This window comes from Lysinibacillus sp. NPDC093197 (genome assembly GCF_044754025.1).
Lineage (GTDB): Bacteria > Bacillota > Bacilli > Bacillales_A > Planococcaceae > Lysinibacillus.
This window is the reverse complement of the sequence record NZ_JBIVOH010000009.1, coordinates 105,807-123,685: the sequence shown is the minus strand read 5'-3', so window position 1 is coordinate 123,685 and position 17,879 is coordinate 105,807. Positions and strand designations below refer to the sequence as shown.

15 protein-coding genes are annotated in these 17,879 nt (G+C 36.9%); 3 read left to right on the top strand and 12 right to left on the bottom strand.

Features of this window, described 5'->3' with window-relative positions; all coding sequences use genetic code 11:
• Window positions 1–3 precede the first annotated feature (3 nt).
• Window positions 4–1,323 (bottom strand): ABC transporter permease, encoded by a 1,320-nt coding sequence (locus ACIP9G_RS19770; protein WP_340821973.1) that lies wholly within the window; start codon window positions 1,321–1,323, stop codon window positions 4–6.
• Window position 1,324: 1 nt separating this feature from the next.
• Window positions 1,325–2,011, bottom strand: coding sequence for an ABC transporter ATP-binding protein (locus tag ACIP9G_RS19765; RefSeq protein WP_401021637.1), 687 nt, complete (start codon window positions 2,009–2,011; stop codon window positions 1,325–1,327).
• A 421-nt stretch (window positions 2,012–2,432) separates the two neighbouring features.
• On the opposite strand from ACIP9G_RS19765, the gene ACIP9G_RS19760 reads away from it, so the two are divergent.
• The 3 genes from ACIP9G_RS19760 to ACIP9G_RS19750 all read left to right on the top strand — a co-directional run bounded on the left by ACIP9G_RS19760 (window position 2,433) and on the right by ACIP9G_RS19750 (window position 6,460).
• On the top strand, window positions 2,433–3,053 hold the full coding sequence (locus ACIP9G_RS19760) for a DUF47 domain-containing protein (protein ID WP_173479367.1): 621 nt from the start codon (window positions 2,433–2,435) through the stop codon (window positions 3,051–3,053).
• A 20-nt stretch (window positions 3,054–3,073) separates the two neighbouring features.
• Window positions 3,074–4,090 carry an inorganic phosphate transporter gene (locus tag ACIP9G_RS19755; protein ID WP_340821968.1) on the top strand — a complete coding sequence of 339 codons (1,017 nt, stop codon included), beginning with the start codon at window positions 3,074–3,076 and terminating at the stop codon, window positions 4,088–4,090.
• 261 nt (window positions 4,091–4,351) lie between these two features.
• Window positions 4,352–6,460: an MMPL family transporter gene (locus ACIP9G_RS19750; RefSeq protein WP_401021635.1), complete on the top strand. Its 2,109-nt coding sequence runs from the start codon at window positions 4,352–4,354 to the stop codon at window positions 6,458–6,460.
• 55 nt (window positions 6,461–6,515) lie between these two features.
• Here the strand turns inward: ACIP9G_RS19750 and ACIP9G_RS19745 are convergent, their stop codons facing one another.
• The 10 genes from ACIP9G_RS19745 to ACIP9G_RS19700 form a co-directional block, all read right to left on the bottom strand.
• Window positions 6,516–7,121, bottom strand: a complete 606-nt coding sequence (locus ACIP9G_RS19745) for an alpha/beta hydrolase (protein WP_401021634.1) — start codon at window positions 7,119–7,121, stop codon at window positions 6,516–6,518.
• An 18-nt stretch (window positions 7,122–7,139) separates the two neighbouring features.
• Window positions 7,140–7,331, bottom strand: a complete 192-nt coding sequence (locus tag ACIP9G_RS19740) for a hypothetical protein (RefSeq protein WP_401021631.1) — start codon at window positions 7,329–7,331, stop codon at window positions 7,140–7,142.
• Window positions 7,332–7,353: 22 nt separating this feature from the next.
• The gene (locus tag ACIP9G_RS19735; RefSeq protein WP_340821963.1) at window positions 7,354–7,818 is read right to left on the bottom strand and encodes a hypothetical protein; all 465 of its coding nucleotides are present in this window, start codon (window positions 7,816–7,818) and stop codon (window positions 7,354–7,356) included.
• 215 nt (window positions 7,819–8,033) lie between these two features.
• Window positions 8,034–8,651, bottom strand: coding sequence for an NUDIX hydrolase (locus ACIP9G_RS19730; RefSeq protein WP_401013104.1), 618 nt, complete (start codon window positions 8,649–8,651; stop codon window positions 8,034–8,036).
• Window positions 8,652–8,664: 13 nt separating this feature from the next.
• Window positions 8,665–9,753: an AI-2E family transporter gene (locus ACIP9G_RS19725; RefSeq protein WP_340821960.1), complete on the bottom strand. Its 1,089-nt coding sequence runs from the start codon at window positions 9,751–9,753 to the stop codon at window positions 8,665–8,667.
• A 469-nt stretch (window positions 9,754–10,222) separates the two neighbouring features.
• Complete coding sequence (locus ACIP9G_RS19720; protein ID WP_340821958.1) at window positions 10,223–11,920, bottom strand: M3 family oligoendopeptidase; 1,698 nt, start codon at window positions 11,918–11,920, stop codon at window positions 10,223–10,225.
• 81 nt (window positions 11,921–12,001) lie between these two features.
• Window positions 12,002–12,586, bottom strand: a complete 585-nt coding sequence (locus ACIP9G_RS19715; RefSeq protein ID WP_483869666.1) for a YdcF family protein — start codon at window positions 12,584–12,586, stop codon at window positions 12,002–12,004.
• Window positions 12,587–12,664: 78 nt separating this feature from the next.
• Window positions 12,665–14,407 (bottom strand): methyl-accepting chemotaxis protein, encoded by a 1,743-nt coding sequence (locus ACIP9G_RS19710; protein WP_340821954.1) that lies wholly within the window; start codon window positions 14,405–14,407, stop codon window positions 12,665–12,667.
• Window positions 14,408–14,615: 208 nt separating this feature from the next.
• Entirely contained in the window at window positions 14,616–16,364 is a 1,749-nt protein-coding gene (locus ACIP9G_RS19705; RefSeq protein WP_401021626.1) for a methyl-accepting chemotaxis protein, read from the bottom strand.
• Window positions 16,365–16,455: 91 nt separating this feature from the next.
• Window positions 16,456–17,751 (bottom strand): arsenic transporter, encoded by a 1,296-nt coding sequence (locus tag ACIP9G_RS19700; protein WP_401021623.1) that lies wholly within the window; start codon window positions 17,749–17,751, stop codon window positions 16,456–16,458.
• Window positions 17,752–17,879 lie beyond the last annotated feature (128 nt).

Sequence of the window (17,879 nt, the reverse complement as noted above, 5' to 3'; positions counted from 1 at the left end):
TTTTTATAGCTCTTGTCGCAATGCTTGGATAACATCGATTTTTGTTGCTTTACGAGCTGGTCGGTAGCCAGAAACCATAGCAACACCAATACTGATAGCAGACGCAATAAGAACGAGCTGCCATGGAATAAGTGAAAATGTAATATCAGACGAACCAAACGCATCTTCACCTGTTGCCGCTTTTAAAATTAACGGTAAAATCGCATTTGCTGTAAAGCTAATAGCATACGAAATCACTACGGCAATGATTGTTCCAAAAATGCCGATAAATGTGCTTTCCATTAAAAATAATCGTTGAATAAGCTTTGGACTCGCTCCGATTGCCTTTAATACGCCAATTTCACGTGTACGCTCTGTAACCGCCATAGTCATCGTATTAAAAATCCCAATAGAGGCGATTAACACGGCAATTGTTCCAACAAAAATTAAACCAATCTTTAATACAAGGAAAAATACATCCATTTGATCTAATTGCTCAGTCACTGAATACACATTGTAGCCTTTGTCTTTTAGCTTTTCCAAAATAGGCTTTACGTGCTCTAAACTGTCTGCATATATATTAAATTCCGAATTAAATACCTCATCTTCTGGTACATCATCTAATGCCGCAAAACTGCTACCTATTGCCTCTTTCTGTTTTGAATCCATATAAACTGTATTGTCAATCATCCAATCATAAGAAGGCTTCTTCGTCACACCGACAATCGTATATTTCACCTTTTCAGTTTCAGATGTTCCATTTGAATTAGATATTAACGATAACTCAATCTCTTTACCAATGACAGATTGTTTATATCCTTCTTCATTACCATCATAATACGTTCCCTCTGCCTCAGCCTTTTTACTTTTTTCTTTAATCTTATCGCGATCAGCGTCGTTTAATAAAGTTTGGCCGAAATGATATCCAACAATAATCTCATTCGGCTTTGTCGGATACTGTCCTTGCGCAAGTTTCCCAGTTACATCTTTAAAATCTTTCATATTCGTTAAGATTAAGTTTGAATTTGCATCACGATCTTCAAAATAAGAGTGTGCACTTGCATTAACTGTAATCGTTTCAAGCACTGTATTAACATTTTCTATCGACTTTATTTCATCTTTCTGTTGCTCTGTAAATTGTGAGCCATCATATACTTGTATTTTTGTTACATTTTCATCCGAAAGTATTTCGTTACGAATCGAATCCTGTAGTCCAAACCCTACGGATGCCAGGACAATTAAAAACGCACAACCCATTGTTGCAGCCAGCACCGTCATAAATACCCGTAATTTATTTTTCTTTATATGTTGTATAACAAAGTCTAGTTGATCTTTCCATATCATGTTATTCTACCTCCTTTACAAGCTCGCCATCATACATTCTGAAACGTCGATGAGCAATAGTCGCCACTTCTTCATCGTGCGTAATAATAACAAAAGTTAAGCCAAGATCACGATTTAAGCTTTGAATTAGGAGTAAAATATCTTGTTCTGTTTCAGAATCCAAACTCCCCGTTGGCTCATCTGCGAGCAATATTGGAGGATTGGTAATCAATGCTCTTGCAATACTTACTCGCTGTTGTTGACCGCCTGATAATTCATTTGGATAATGGTCAGCTACTGCAGTTAATCCAACCTTGTCCATGATCTTCTTCACTTTTTCTTTACGTATAGCTTTGCTAGCACCTTGCAATTTCAAAGGCAATTCAATATTTTCAAATGCTGTTAAACCTGGCATGAGTTGAAAGTTTTGAAAAATAAAACCGAACTGTCGCAATCGAAAAGCTGCACTCTCTGTTTCATTAAGTTTGGCTGTCTCTTGCCCATTCACCTTAATAGAGCCTTGTTCAGCCTTCATAAACCCTGCTAAAGTTTGAAGCAATGTTGATTTTCCCGAGCCACTTTTGCCGACAATTGCAACAATCTCTCCTTTCTTCACTTCAAAATTGACACCCTTTAATACAGGTACATGCTTTTCCTTGCCTTTTTTCCCAATTAAAAATGTATGTTGTAAGTTCTCGACTTGAATCATTTTGTCTTAATGCCCCTTTCTCGTACTTTCTAATTGTAGAAAATAATTCTTAAAAATATGGAAGGATAAAAATGAAGATATTCTTAAGAAAATAGGGAACACTATGTTTAAGGGGCGTTTCTTTACAATACCTTTACAATTCAATTTTACACGCAAGTATAATCGAGTGATTGTAAATGCTACATTCTGTACTAAACAGACTATATTTTTCTCAAAAATACTTATTATATAGGCGTTTTTCTGTACTAATAGGAATAAATACACATACAAAACAGCATATTTGTGAACAAATTGTATATTACAGGATTGTAAAGTTTTATGTAGAGAAGATAAATTTTATGTAGATAAACGAAAGATTTTGTTATGATAGTAAAGTTTAAAGGTTGATTATTTTATATACATCCAGGAGGATTTCATTTACATGCTTAACTCAAAAAAACAAGACCCTTTCTTTATAGCATTGCATAAAATTGCAGAAAACATGAGAGAGGCCGTACATTACGCAAATGATTTTCGTATTACAAGTGTAGCTGACTTAAAAGAGATTAGCATTACAATGAAGAATTACGAAACAGCTGGCGATAAACTTATTCATGAACTTATCGTGATGCTAAACAAATCATTTATGACACCGATTGAGCGCGAGGATATTTTAGAATTCGCAATCCGTATGGACGACGTGTTAGATGGTACGGAGCATTGTATCGCTCACTTTGAAATGTTCTCCTTAACAGAAGTTGACGAAGCGATGCGTATTTTCTTAGGCTATATTTCAAAAAGTGCCGACGAAATTGTTAAAGCTACTGAAGAGTTAAAGAAAAAAAATCTTATCGGCATGCGCCCACATGCAATTTTAATAAAAGACTATGAGCGCGAATGTGACGAAGTACAAAGAACTTCGATTAAGCAATTGTTTTTAAATGAAAAAGATCCAATCCGCATTATTAAGTTTAAAGATATTTATGAACAACTAGAGGATATCGCTGATTATTGTCAAAACGTTGCAAACACAATGGAAACAATTATCATGCGTAACGCGTAATTAGGAGTGGGTCACTTACAATGAATACAATAATTATACTAACCGTATTGGTCGTCATCTTTGCCCTAACATTTGACTTTATCAACGGTTTCCACGATACAGCAAATGCTATCGCAACTTCGGTTTCAACTAGAGCATTGCCTCCACGCGTTGCCATTATTATGGCGGCGACGATGAACTTCATCGGTGCTATTACTTTCGTTGGTGTAGCAAAGGCTCTAACAAAAGATATTGTAGATCCATTCTCTTTAAATGCATTTCAAGGAGATACAACAGGTTCTGTCGTTATTTTAGCCGCATTAATTTCGGCTATTATTTGGAACCTGCTTACTTGGTACTTTGGTATCCCATCAAGTTCTTCACATACATTAATCGGTTCAATTGCCGGTGCAGCAGTTGCTTCTGCAGGCTTTGGCGTACTTAACTACGGTGGTTTTACAAAAATTATTATGGCTTTAGTATTTTCACCAATCATCGCGATTTGTGCCGGCTTTCTTATGATGTCTCTGTTTAAATTATGGTTTAAAAACTTAAATCTATATCGTACGAATAAAGGCTTCCGTACAATGCAAATTTTTACAGCGGCTATTCAATCGTTTACACACGGTACAAATGACGCGCAAAAAGCAATGGGTATTATGACAATGGCGTTAATTGCTGGAGGCTTACACACTGGGGATGATATTCCTTTCTGGGTTCGAGCTGCTGCGGCAATCGCCATGGGTCTTGGTACTTCTATTGGTGGCTATAAAATCATTAAAACAGTCGGCGGTAAAATTATGAAAATCCGTCCTGTTAATGGCGTTGCAGCGGATTTAGCTTCTGCTACTGTTATTTTCGGTGCGACATTAGTTCACTTACCAGTATCGACAACACACGTTATTTCTTCATCAATCATGGGCGTTGGTTCAGCACAGCGTGTTCGTGGTGTAAACTGGGGAATGGCACGTAAAATTGTGACAACATGGATTATTACAATGCCAATTTCAGCTGTTATGGCATCCGTTATTTACCTTATATTATCTTTATTCTTCTAGATGTTACGGCACTTTCTACTCACAGAAAGTGCCTTTTTTAGTGACAGGCACTCACACAATTCTCACACAATTAGGAGTAGCCCTTTGCAAACTCCAAGTAAAAATCCACGAAGACGGTTGCGTCTAACTCCGTGCCCGCGGAAAGCGCATTGTTTTTTTACACTTTAGGAAAATTGCCGTTTGAGTAGGAGTTTTACTTTGTCACACGACAAAAAGCGACACATCCTTTACACTGGTTTAAAAGGGGGATGCTTTATTATTATGAAAACTTTTTCAGCTTTTATCACTGCACATGCGAAAGCTATCGTTGCAATTTGGGTTGTTATTTTTATCGCAATGGCTGTGTTTGCTATACAGCTTCCGAGCAAACTGCATGGAGATGGCTTTTTTGTTGAAGCTGATCATACCTATGTCACAAATGAACTAGCAAAAACATTCGACTTACCTGCCGAAACTATAATGGTTGTCTTTGACCAAGTAGACAATAAAAAAATCGAAGACACCTTACAAAAACTCGATGACATTCAAGAAATCCATTCAATCCAGTCACCATTGGATGATTCTTCGCTACAAAAGAACGGCATCGCCTATGCCATGGTACATTTTAAAAATAACATTGAAAATTTGCCCGATACAGTAAAAGAAGTTCGCACATTAGTTGAAGAGGATGGCATTAGTATTACAGGTGGACCTGTGATTTCTGAGGATATAAATGAAGCTAGCCAAAAAGACTTGGCTTCTGCTGAAGCAATTGGTTTACCAATCGCTATCGTCGTACTATTACTAGCCTTTGGTACCGTTGTAGCTGCAATTTTGCCAATTATAATTGGTGTAGTTACGGTTGTCACAGCATTCGGACTGTTGACACTACTTAGTGGTAGCGTTAACTTATCTATTTTTGTGTTAAACATTGTGCCAATGCTAGGACTTGCCCTCAGTATTGACTTCGCTCTACTATTTATTAATCGCTATCGCGAAGAACGTGGTCATTCTACAGTTGCCGATGCGATACAAATTGCTATCCAGACAGCTGGCCGTTCAATAATCTTTTCTGCTGTTTGTGTCATGATTGGTCTTGGGGCCATGATTGTTATTGACGTTGAAATTTTCCGCAATATTGCACTAGGCGGCACAATTGTCGTGTTGTTCGCAGTGTTGTCAGGTCTCACTTTATTACCTGCTACAATGATGGTGTTGGGAGACCGTCTAAATAAGTGGCGCATAATACGCGTAAAGCCAGGTGGGACAAATCGTTGGCGCAGTTTTGCTGGCTTTGTTATGAAACGACCTGTATCGATTGTCATTGTCGCATTATTGTTACTTGGTATCGGTATGATTCCATTAAAGGATATTAAACTAGCTATACCTCAAGTGGATTCTTTACCAACTAAATATGATGCACGTGCAGCGTACGATAAATTAGATGACACGTTTGGGCTCGGTGATACTTCGATTTTATATTTACTCGCTGAACGTAAAGAAGGCTGGGAGGATGAAAAGGCAAGAGAGCTACTGTTTGATATACAAGAACAGCTTCTTGACGATCCACTCGTTGATCAAGTATCAACTATTTATACGGCTTCTAATATAAAATCGCCGGAGGAATTAACAGCATCTTTAGAAATGCCACAAGTTGCAGAACAATTAAAACCACTTATTGATACCTTTTCGAAGGATACACAATTGTTTATCCCTATTACATTAAATGTAGCTGGCTCGTCCTCTGCCGCACAAAAATTTGCAAGAACCTGGATGGACAAAGATTTACACGTCGATTTTAAACTAGGTGGACAAGGTAAATTCAATCAAGAGATTTTCGATGAAATTGCGGATAAAATTGTATTCGCTGTTTTGATTATTATCGTGTCAACGTTCTTTATTTTAATGCTTGCTTTCCGTTCGGTTTTAATTCCTCTCAAAGCAATCATTATGAATATTATTGGGTTATCCTCAGCGTTTGGGATACTCGTATATATATTCCAATATGGACATTTCGGAATAGAGGCTGGCACAATTGTCCTCATCATTCCGGTTATTGTATTTTGCCTTGTATTTGGTTTGAGTATGGACTATGAAGTATTTTTAATATCTCGAATACAAGAGGAATATCAAAAAGGTGCGGATAATACTCGTGCAACAGTAGAGGGACTTACATCTACTAGCCGTATCATTACATCTGCTGCGCTTATTATGATCGTTATTACTGGCGCATTTGCTTTTACCGACGTTATGCCTGTAAAGCAAATCGGTGTTGGTATTGCCATTGCAATCGCGATTGACGCTACAATTATTCGCCTTATGCTTGTCCCAAGTCTTATGAAGCTATTTGGCGACTGGAATTGGTGGCTACCCTTTGCTAAGAAGAAGTAATTTCTACAAACAAAAAACCGAGAACGCTAATTTACAGCGTTCTCGGTTTTTTCGTTTAAAAATAATTACGATACCACTCTCTTGCTGAGTCTACTTCAGGCATTGTAAGCTGGTGACCATAGTTAAACCATGCTGTTGTTACATTAGCGCCTGCACCAGATAATAGCGACTCTAAATCCTCTGATTCCTGTGCTGAACACAACGGATCATTTGTTCCGGCTGCAATAAATACAGGCGTATTAGCTAATGCAGGAAGTTCAATTCCACGTCTCGGCACCATTGGATGATGTAAAATCGCCCCTGCCAATGCATCTTCAAAATGGAATAATAAACTTGCAGCAATGTTTGCCCCATTAGAGTAGCCAAGTGCTACTATGCGTGTACGATCAAAACCGTATTGCTGTGCAGCTGTTGCCAAAAAGCTTTGTAATTCTTGCGTACGGAAAATTAAATCTTCTATATCAAAAACACCTTCAGCTAAACGACGGAAAAACCGAGGCATACCGTTTTCTAATACATTACCGCGTACACTTAAAACATTAGCTGTTGCATCAATTTCTTTTGCAAGGCTAACTAAAGAATGTTCGTCTCCACCTGTACCGTGTAATAACAATAAGGTAGGCTTTGTTTCATCTGTTCCTTTATGAAATATATGTTGCATGAACACATCACCTTTCAATTATCTTGAATTCGAGATAATTGTAGCTTGTGGTAAAATTAAATTCAAACTTTTTGACTTATTAACTTCACGATTTTCGCTATTTGGCTGTTCTTCATTGTTTTTATAGAAATTTTGAATCGTAAAAACTGAAAATAAGCATGCAATTACTAAAACAATAAGTACAACCCCCACCAATTTTTTACCACTCATTACGCGTTTTCCCCCATATTACTTAGTTCTTTTTACGAAAGCCTTCTTCCAATAAATATTCTTTTGCCGCATCATACGTGCCAAAGGCTTCTTCTAGATTATCTCGATGATACACATTCCATGAACGTTGTTCAAAAGCAAGCTCTAATTGATCACCTTCACGATTACGCCAAGTCTCAATAATCGGTTCTTCTTCCTCTTGTTCCTCGCCTAAATACGTAATCGCATCTTCAATAATGGTACGCAGCTGTTGCTCATCGTAATCACGAATATTTACTAATCCTTTATCATTTGCCTCATTTTCGTAGCGCAATAAATCCCCTACAAAGACAAAACCATTTCCGTTTGGATGCAATTTTTCAACGACAATCGTTTTTTCAAACAGACTGTCCATAAAATGATAATTCACTCGTTTCATCGAAATTTCTTTTCTCGTTAATTCTGAAAACGATTCAATTATCGCTTGTTTTTGTTCAAATGTTAGCATGTATATGCTCCTTTTCTTTCATTGTAATTACAAGTATAGCTTATTTTCTACACAAATTAACATATAGACATAAAATGCTCATAAAAATAACTTCAATTCATTTCGAAGTTATCTTTATGAGCCACTATGATTATATACATGCGAATTAGCACTGTTTCTTACCATACTTCATTGTTTTTCATATGCGTAATCAACTAGCCGGTAATTAAGCTATTCTATCGACTGTACATTGAATTTTTTACAAAATCTATTACATCTGCAACATACAACTCACGATATGGAACAAATTGCGCAGTGCTTACAGGTCTCACTACCCGTGCACGTTGTCCATCTGGAAAATATTCATATCCTTCAATATTCAGCGTGACGGTTTTTCCTAAAAAGAAATCTTCGGCTTCATCAAGCTTTGCTCGAACAACACCCGAAACTTCCTCATATTGCAACTCAAAAGAATCCCAATTGTCTTCAAAAGGGTACAAATAAACATGACAAAATTCATTATCAATCATTTTTTCGGATACGATACTACATGAAGTCATACCCATTTTCACGACTTCATTAATATCGATTGTTAATCCTAATTCTTCTCTTACTTCTCGTATGCCCGCTTCCACTGTCTCAATGGCTAGTAAGTGACCTGCTGCTGTAATATCAAGCAGTCCTGGATAGTCCTTTTTTTGGGCACTACGAATTTGGAAATAAATATAGTTCTCGTTGACAAGCCAGCAGTGAAAAGTCTCATGCCACAAGCCTTTTTCATGTACTTCTGCTCGTGTAGCCGTGCCAATTTGTTCATGCTGCTCATTAAAAACTTTCACAATCTCTTGTTCCATTTTTATTCGACCCCTATACAGACTTCGTAGCCTTTTTCTTTATTGCAATTCGTTTATCATAAATATTCGAAACAATAACCTTTAATACCGCATAAAAAGGAACGGCAATTATAATCCCTATGAAGCCTGCTATATTTCCTGCTGCTAAAATAATTGTAATAACCGTTAACGGATGAATATCGAGAGATTTTCCCATGACATTTGGCGTAATGAAGTTACTATCAATCTGCTGCGCAATAAGCGTAACAACACATACCCAAACAACAAGCATCGGATCCTGAATAACAGCCACAATCACTGCTGGTGCAAGGGCTATCCACGGTCCGATAAACGGTATCATATTCATAAAGAAAGCAAAAATAACAAGCAATAATGAATACTCTAAGCCAATAATTAAATATCCAACATACATAATAAGTGCTAACAAAAAGCTAATTTGCAGTTGACCTTGAATATAACTACGTAATACATCATCAATTTCACTTAACGTCTTTTTTATCCATTCCCGACGTTCACCACTAAAATATTTATAAATGGATGGCGCAAATTTCTCATGATCTTTCAACATAAAGACGAAGAAAAATGGAATTAAAATAGCTAATAAGGAAACTGAAACAATGGACTGTATAAATGATACGAGCCATTTACTTGCAACGACAGCAATACTTTGTACAGAATTAGCAAGATTATCGATAAATTCGGTTATTTGTGGAGGTAAATTATCCTTATTGCTGAACAAGCTGACCACATAATCAGTTGCATCTTGAATGCTTGATCCAATCAACGGTGCATTTTTCGCAAGATTATTAAGCTGTGTAGCTATCGGATTACCAACAACCCACCCAAAGATAACTACCATGGCAATCAGTCCAACAATAATTGTTAATATACTAGCCCATCTTGGCCATTTTCGCTTTTCTAAAAAACGCTGAATCGGCTCTGTCACATAATACAACACGCCACCAAGTAATAACGGCACAAATATCGCTTTTAAAATAATCGCAAGCGGTGAAAAAATCCAATGAATTTCTATAAAATATTTAAGTATTAGTAGAACTAGTAAAGTGCCTACTCCTACTTGAAACCATACTTTCCTCGTCACGTTCTTCACTTCCTTTTATCACAGTTACTGAAAATACTACTTATATATTAACCATTTCGCAAGTATCCTAGTATTTATTACAAACATAAAAAAAGATAACAGCCTAAAAAACAACTTATATTGGACAATTTTGTATAAAAACCCTTCCGTGGTCTCCCCAAAAAAGGTTGGGACATAACATAAAATATTTTAAATGGGCAACGATGTTCATATATTGAGAGCACACTAGTTGATGGTAGCGAAGGCGGTGACTCCTGCGAGACGCACACAGCATAAGACGTGGGCAATCCGCGCGCTAGCGAGGGTTGATGCTTACGTGTGTGCCCGCTGAAAGCAACCGCCGTAGCTGACATCAACGGCATAGTAAAAAGTGTTAGATTGATGGCAGTCAATCTAACACTTTTTAACTGATATATGCTAATGTCCTTCTAGAGTAACTATATTAGCTCTAGAAAGATTCTATCGCAATCTATAATTTTGTATCATCCACTGAATTTAAGTAGTTTTCAATATCACCAATTACTGATTCTACACAGCCATCCTCAAATGGTGAAATTAAGCCAGCTTCTTTCACAAGCTTCGTAAAGGACATAGAGCCTCCTAAGCCACATAAATGGATATAGTCTTTCCAAGCAGCCTCAAACTCTTCACGTGAACGTTTCCAGAATTGGAATGCACAAATTTGCGCTAACGTGTAGTCAATATAATAGAATGGGCTTGCATAAATATGTGCCTGACGTTGCCATATACCACCTGATTCTAAGTAGCTATTGCCATCATAGTCACGATGCGGTAAATATGTTTCCTCGATTTTTTTCCATGCAGCTTTACGCTCAGCAGGTGTCATCGTAGGGTTTTCATAAATAACATGTTGGAATTCATCAACAGCAACACCGTAAGGAAGAAATAGTAAGCCACTGCTTAAATGTGTAAATTTATATTTCTCTGTATCTTCTTTGAAGAATAATTCCATCCAAGGCCATGTGAAAAACTCCATACTCATAGAATGGATTTCACACGATTCATATGTTGGCCATAAATATTCTGGAATGCCAATATCACGGCTTGAGTATACTTGGAAAGCATGTCCAGCCTCATGTGTTAACACATCAATATCACCTGATGTACCGTTAAAGTTCGAGAAAATAAATGGCGAATGATAATTTTCAATAAACGTACAATAGCCGCCACTTTCTTTTCCTTTTTTCGCTACTAAGTCCATTAAGTCATGGTCAATCATAAAGTTGAAAAATTCACCAGTCTCAGATGATAGTTCTTCATACATTTTTTTACCGTTTGCGACAATCCAATCTGCATCACCTTTTGGCGTAGCATTTCCTGTTAAGAAGTTTAGCGCTTCATCATAAAACTTTAAGTCCGAAATGCCGATGCGCTTCGCTTGACGCTCAAATAATTTTGTTGCAACTGGCACGATTAAATCACGCACTTGGTCACGGAATTTTTTCACCATATCCGCATTATAATCAATACGGTTCATACGAATATAGCCAAGCTCTACATAATTTTTATAGCCTAACTTTACAGCAATCTCATGGCGTACTTTGACAAGCTCATCATACAACCGATCAAATTCCTCTTCATGCTCAGCAAAAAAGCCAAAGCGAGCTTCTGTAGCCGCTTTACGCATTTCACGATCTGTCGATTCTGCATAAGGTCCTAGCTGAGCTAACGTTAATGTTTCCCCATTAAAGTCAATTTGAGCTGAGGCAACTAATTTATTATATTCGGAAACTAGCTTGTTCTCCTTTTGCATTAAATCAATAACTTGCGGAGAGAACCCTTTAATTTGATAGGACGCTAAGTCGAATAACTGTTGGCCCCATTTTTCTTCAAGCTGCTCACGGAATGGTGAAACTATTAATGCTTTATAGTATTCTGTTGTAATCTCTTCAAGCTCTGGGCCTACTTCATCAAAATAGTCACGTTCTTCTTGATAAAACGAATCGTTCGTATCAATCGATGCTCGAATATATACGAGATTAGCCATTGTCGCAAACTCATTGCTTAATTCATTTAACTTTTCAATTAGCTCGCTTTGCGCCTCAACAGATTGCGCTTCTTTAAATTGCTCAATTAAAGCTAATTGCTGCTCTTTCATTGCTGCCACGTTTGGACGGCTGTATTTATAATCTTTAAACGTTGTCATAGAAGTACCCTCTTTCTGTCGTTTACTCATTATATTTCTATTATATGACAAATATATTAAAGAAAGAAAGTAAATATACCATTAATGTCCTATGATATATGTTTTTAACAATGCAGCTCTTTCACGAATCCTTAACTTCGCTTCTACAGATTTTGGCGTTTTTGCAACAACGACATCCGCCTCTAGCTGAAGCTTATTCGCTAAATACTTTGCTCTTTGCAAATGGAAATCATTCGAGACGATTGTAATATACTTAGTTCCCTCTGGAAGTAATTCTTTTGAAAATAGTAGGTTTTCATATGTCGATGTGGATTGTTCTTCCACTAAAATTCGTTCAGGGTCAATCCCTTTCTCTTGCAAGTACGACAACATTGCAGAAGCCTCTGTCCTATCCTCATCTGCTCCCTGACCACCTGATACGATTACCTTCACGTGCGGATACTCATTTAGATAAGCTACAGTCTCTTCCAATCTATTTTTTAAAGATAGAGATAATATCCCACCAGGCTTTACTTTTGCCCCAAGCACTATCGCATATTGTGCAGTTCCATCAGCAACTGGCTGTGTCCCTCGTTTCATTTCTTGTCCTAACCATATATAGAGGGCACTACCTATACAAACGACAATTGTGATTCCTCCCACCAACCACTTTTTCAAATGCAACACCCCTTTTTACTTACAACGTCCAGAATATAAAAAGGATGCTTGTACAAATATTGGCTACTGTACAAGCATCTTTATTAACTATCTTATAGTAAAGCGTTGAATCGATTCCTGTAATGCTGAGATTTCATCTGTTAAATCATTGGAGGATTCGCTAACAAGTTGTATAGCTCTTTGTTGCTCGTCAACAGATGCTGTTACTTCCTCAGAAGCTGCTGCATTTTTTTCACTGATCATAGCGATACTTTCAATAGACTGCATCATATCATCTTTAGAGCTATTTAAATATGCCACACCTGAAGTCATGTCTCCAATAATTGCTATAATTTTTTCAACAGCTAGTTCAATTTCATTAAATGAAGATTCCATTATTCCAACTGAATTATTTTGCTCTCGAACAATAGCACTTGTTTTTTGCATTTCATCGTTCACTAAATTCGTTTCACTTTCAATTCCACGTAGCGTTGTGCGTACTAAATCTGTGGCAACGGAAGTTTGGTCTGCTAGCTTTCTCACTTCCTCCGCTACTATTGCAAATCCTTTGCCATGCTCCCCAGCACGTGCCGCTTCAATCGATGCATTTAATGCAAGAAGGTTTGTTTGATCGGAAATCTCATTAATCGTTCCCACAATACCTTCAATTTCTCTTACTTTAACAATTAAGCTATTAAACACTGTTTGTACACTATTAATAAGCGTAGACGATTCCTGTGATGTGTCCTTCAAACTATTTAAATTTACAAGCCCTTCTTCATTGGAATGCTTCATAATTTGAGAAGCATCTAACATTAATTCATTTTTATCATGCAGCCCTACAATTTGCTGAGCAAATGCTATAGCTGTATGATTCGTATCTTCAGCATCTGAAGCTTGTTTAACTGCACCTCTTGATACCTCGTTAATCGCTTTCACAATTTCATCACCGTACGCATTAGTTTCCTCAGCAACGGCTGTTAAATTAGACGAAGTAGATTGAATTTCAGCGATTGATTCTTCCACATTTGTAATTAATGTCTTCAATTGATCTACCATATCATTAAAGCCCGTGTTTAATTGGCCAATCTCATCTGTACGTTGTAGGTTTTCAATTTCCACCGTTAAATTACCTTGCGCTACTTCACGTACACGAGTCGACAATTTTTTAACAGGCAAAGCCAAATGTCTAGAAACCAATATGACGATAACTGTACCGATAATAATGGCTCCTAATAGTGTCAGTCCAATAACTAATAACAATGAATTAGCTTCCTTATTAAAATCTTGCATATATGTACCCGATGCTATAATCCATCCCCAATGTGGATCTTTTGTAGAGTAAATGATTTTATCGGCTAAAACATCCTGACCTGGAAGTGCAAATTCATATTTTGTAAAGCCCCCACCCTCTAATGCTCGTTCAGTTACATCGCGAATAAAATACGTACCACTACTATCCTGTTCATCCCACAAGTTATCCCCTTCACGAGTAGGATGTGTTGTTAGCGTCCCTTTATCGTCTAACACGTATATATACCCATATTCACCTAAATTACCAGGATAATTAATTGGTCGCTTTCCCTCACTATCCTTTGGACCAAGTAACGCTTCACGTACTTTTTCCTGCGCAACCTCCAATGGGATGTCGCCTTTTTCTACACTTTCATTTGCCAGTTCGATTAATTGCAAAGTAGACTCAACGCTATTTTGAAGGACTTGTTCACCTAATCCTTCCATCCCATCCTTTGCTTTCCCATAGCTAACTATACCAATGATTAAGCTCGGCACTATTAATAATGCCATTGAAACGATAATTAATTTCCCCTGTATTGAACGTAAAAATTTCATACTTTACACCCCTTTTTACTTCTATCGTTTAATGCATTAATCATATTATGGAATGGTTTTACAGTTTACACAATGGGTAATTCACAATAAATGTGTAGAATATTCAGATTTTCGAGTAAATATGCTAATATACACATTTTTTCGCACAGAAGAAAAACTATCTTTCTACAGGGATACGTTGTGTAGAAAAATAGTTTTTTGATTTTCTTTATAATTTAAATGTATTAATCGCTTCAATTACTTCCTTTGATGTACGTTCCAAAATTTCCACAACTTCATTTAATTCTGAAACCATTGCCACTTGAAGATCAGAAGCTGCTGCTACTTCTTTAGTTCCTAGGGCACTTTGTTGTGCAATACTTTGCATTTGCTCTATTGTCGCTAATATTTCTTCTGAGCCTGCTGACATTTGTTCTATGACTGCAGAGTCATCCTGAATTTTATTATTAACAAGCACTACGGATTGTAAAATTTGAGAAAGGCTCGTACCGATACGTTGCACTGCTACATTACCTGCCTGCACATCCTTCGCACTTCGCGCCATTTCAGAAAGGGCGCGTTCCGTAATATCTTTGAAACTTATTAAATGCTTTTGAATATCATCGGCTGAAGTCTTAGACATTTCAGCTAACTTACGCACCTCGTCAGCTACAACAGCAAAGCCTTTCCCAGCTTCTCCAGCCCGCGCCGCTTCAATAGCTGCATTTAGCGCAAGTAAGTTTGTTTGATCAGCGATATTTGTAATAATCTGGACCATATCTTCAATTGATTGAAATTTATTACCCATCTCTTCCACATGTCCTGCTGTACGTAAGACTGAAGATTCTACACTTTGAATTTGTGAAACAACCTCATGGGAATGGTTTACATTCGATTCGACTAATCCTGTCATCGCAGTAGAAGACTCGGCTATTTCCGAAGTTGTATCTGCTAAACGTTGAATGCCAATCGACATTTCGTTCATCGTTAACACAACCTCATTATTATTTTGCTGGTGCTGCTCACTGCCTGTTGCAATTTCGATAATACGGTCTGCAATCTTCAAATTGGATGTTTCAACCTGCTGTGATGTAGCATCTATTTTGCCTACAACATCTTGCAATGCCACAGTACGATGCTGAATAGTTTGGAATGTGTCTTTTAACTTTATTAGTGATTCCTTGAAGGCCAGTGCAAAAACTGTAATTTCATTTTTATTTTTAAAATGAATTTGTTCCACTGCTTTTGTAGCTTCCTCAATATCACCTTGCGCAAAGCTTTCTGCAGCTTCCCCTAAATAACTTAACGGTTTTAATGAACGATTTACATAACGATACACTACGTACATAACAATCGCCGTTAAAATTAACATAATTGCAATAAGAGCTGGTAAAACAGAAGATAATACGGTATTCGTTACGCCGCTTACTTGTGTTGCATCAATGTCTACACCAACAAAGGCAACGATAGTACCTGATGCATCTTTTAACGGTACTGTACCTGATAAATAATCGCCAAAATCACTATGTAATATTGCTGAATAATAACTGCCTGTAGACATTACTTTTTCTATATCTTTATAGTATGTAGAAGATGATTCCGTATTAATAATACCTGCATTTTCTTGGTCATCTTTAGGCATTCCATCTACTAAAAATTTTACTTTTTGATCTTCCTTTGGTACGGCAAATGTGTAAGCATAGAGAACGCCATTTTGTTCACGTAAACCATTTAACTCTTCTCTTAACTCCCAGTATAATTTAGACTCCGATGGGCTTTTTGAAAGTGCAATATAATCATCAACATTTAACTGTTTAGCAATGTTTTCTGCCATCGCAACTGCCTGTGTGCCCATCGTTTTATTTACAGATGATTTTGCTGTGTAAATAGTAGTTACTATAAAACCAATCAATAAAGCGACTATTGTCATTAATAACATTAAAATAATTTTATTACTTAACTTATTTGTTCTTGTCATATTATTAGCACTTTCCTTCTTCATTTTACTAGTATACTAATTACTTATTATTACTGAATATTTTATTTTTTCAACTATTTTGACTTTTATACTACGATATTATTACTAACCAAGCAATTAATGCTAGTAATGTAATGAAAAGTGTCGGTATAGTTAGTAAAATACCTATTTTAAAGTACTGCCCCCAGCTTATTTTAATACCTTTTTGTGCCAATATATGAAGCCATAATAATGTTGCCAATGAACCAATCGGTGTCATTTTCGGTCCTAGATTCGTACCTATCACATTGGCGTAAATCTGTCCTTCTTTAATTGTTCCGCTTGCACTTGTTTCAGCAATAGCCAATGCATCAATCATAACGGTCGGCAAATTATTCATAACTGCAGATAAAATTGCTGCAACAAAGCCCATTGTTAATGTCGCTACAAACAAGCCGTGCTGAACAGTAAGCTCTAACAAATCTGCTAATAAACCTGTAAGACCTACATTTTTCAGACCATAAACAACAACGTACATACCAATTGAAAAAAACACTATGCTCCACGGTGCACCTTTAATAACCCTCTTCGTATCAATGCTTTTGCTTCTCCGTGCCAACGATAAAAAGATAATTGCAACACTACATAAAATAAATGACACTGGAATAGTAAAATACTCACTCGATAAGAAACCTAGTAATAATACTGCGATAACGTACCAAGAAATATTAAATAACTTTTGATCTCGAATCGCGACATTCGGGTGAACTAATGCTTCCATTGAATACTGCTTCGGAATGACTTTTCTAAAAAAAACATATAGCACGAAAATGCTAGCGATTAAAGAAACGATATTAGGCACGACCATATGCACTGCATATTCCATAAAACCTATATTAAAATAATCCGCTGACACGATATTCGTTAAATTACTGATTACTAGTGGTAATGACGTTGTATCTGCAATAAAACCACTCGCAATGATAAACGGAAATACCCTTTGCTCTGTTAAGTTTAACTTTCTTACCATCGCTAAGACGATTGGCGTTAATATTAGTGCTGCACCATCGTTTGCAAATAATGCAGAAACAATCGCACCTAAGCAGGCTATATAGATAAATAGCCGAATCCCACTTCCTCTCGCAAGTCGAGCCATATGCAATGCAGCCCATTCAAAAAATCCGATTTCATCTAAAATGAGGGAAATAATAATAATCCCTATAAACGATAGCGTTGCATTCCAAACAATATCGGTAACTGCCACGACATCGTTAATTGTTACGACACCGAGCATTAAGGCAAATGCTGCACCTATACATGCAGACCAGCCGATAGATAATTTACGTGGCTGGACAATTACTAAAAATAACGTCACTAAAAATATAACGATAGCTAAAAAAGTTTGCACAATTCTCCTCCTTAAATCTGCGACATCCGGTAGAACCTTTAACTAGATTCAACCACGGTCTGTATCCATCATAACTTCAGTAATAGCTCTTTACCCCTAAGTTAAAAAAACCAGTAGCAAAGGATTGC

Excerpts from the sequence above, each read along its gene's own strand:
- ACIP9G_RS19770 (WP_340821973.1), bottom strand. The coding sequence starts at position 1,323 with ATGATATGGAAAGATCAACTAGACTTTGTTATACAACATATAAAGAAA.
- ACIP9G_RS19765 (WP_401021637.1), bottom strand. The coding sequence starts at position 2,011 with ATGATTCAAGTCGAGAACTTACAACATACATTTTTAATTGGGAAAAAA.
- ACIP9G_RS19760 (WP_173479367.1), top strand. The coding sequence starts at position 2,433 with ATGCTTAACTCAAAAAAACAAGACCCTTTCTTTATAGCATTGCATAAA.
- ACIP9G_RS19755 (WP_340821968.1), top strand. The coding sequence starts at position 3,074 with ATGAATACAATAATTATACTAACCGTATTGGTCGTCATCTTTGCCCTA.
- ACIP9G_RS19750 (WP_401021635.1), top strand. The coding sequence starts at position 4,352 with ATGAAAACTTTTTCAGCTTTTATCACTGCACATGCGAAAGCTATCGTT.
- ACIP9G_RS19745 (WP_401021634.1), bottom strand. The coding sequence starts at position 7,121 with ATGCAACATATATTTCATAAAGGAACAGATGAAACAAAGCCTACCTTA.
- ACIP9G_RS19740 (WP_401021631.1), bottom strand. The coding sequence starts at position 7,331 with ATGAGTGGTAAAAAATTGGTGGGGGTTGTACTTATTGTTTTAGTAATT.
- ACIP9G_RS19735 (WP_340821963.1), bottom strand. The coding sequence starts at position 7,818 with ATGCTAACATTTGAACAAAAACAAGCGATAATTGAATCGTTTTCAGAA.
- ACIP9G_RS19730 (WP_401013104.1), bottom strand. The coding sequence starts at position 8,651 with ATGGAACAAGAGATTGTGAAAGTTTTTAATGAGCAGCATGAACAAATT.
- ACIP9G_RS19720 (WP_340821958.1), bottom strand. The coding sequence starts at position 11,920 with ATGACAACGTTTAAAGATTATAAATACAGCCGTCCAAACGTGGCAGCA.
- ACIP9G_RS19710 (WP_340821954.1), bottom strand. The coding sequence starts at position 14,407 with ATGAAATTTTTACGTTCAATACAGGGGAAATTAATTATCGTTTCAATG.
- ACIP9G_RS19705 (WP_401021626.1), bottom strand. The coding sequence starts at position 16,364 with ATGACAAGAACAAATAAGTTAAGTAATAAAATTATTTTAATGTTATTA.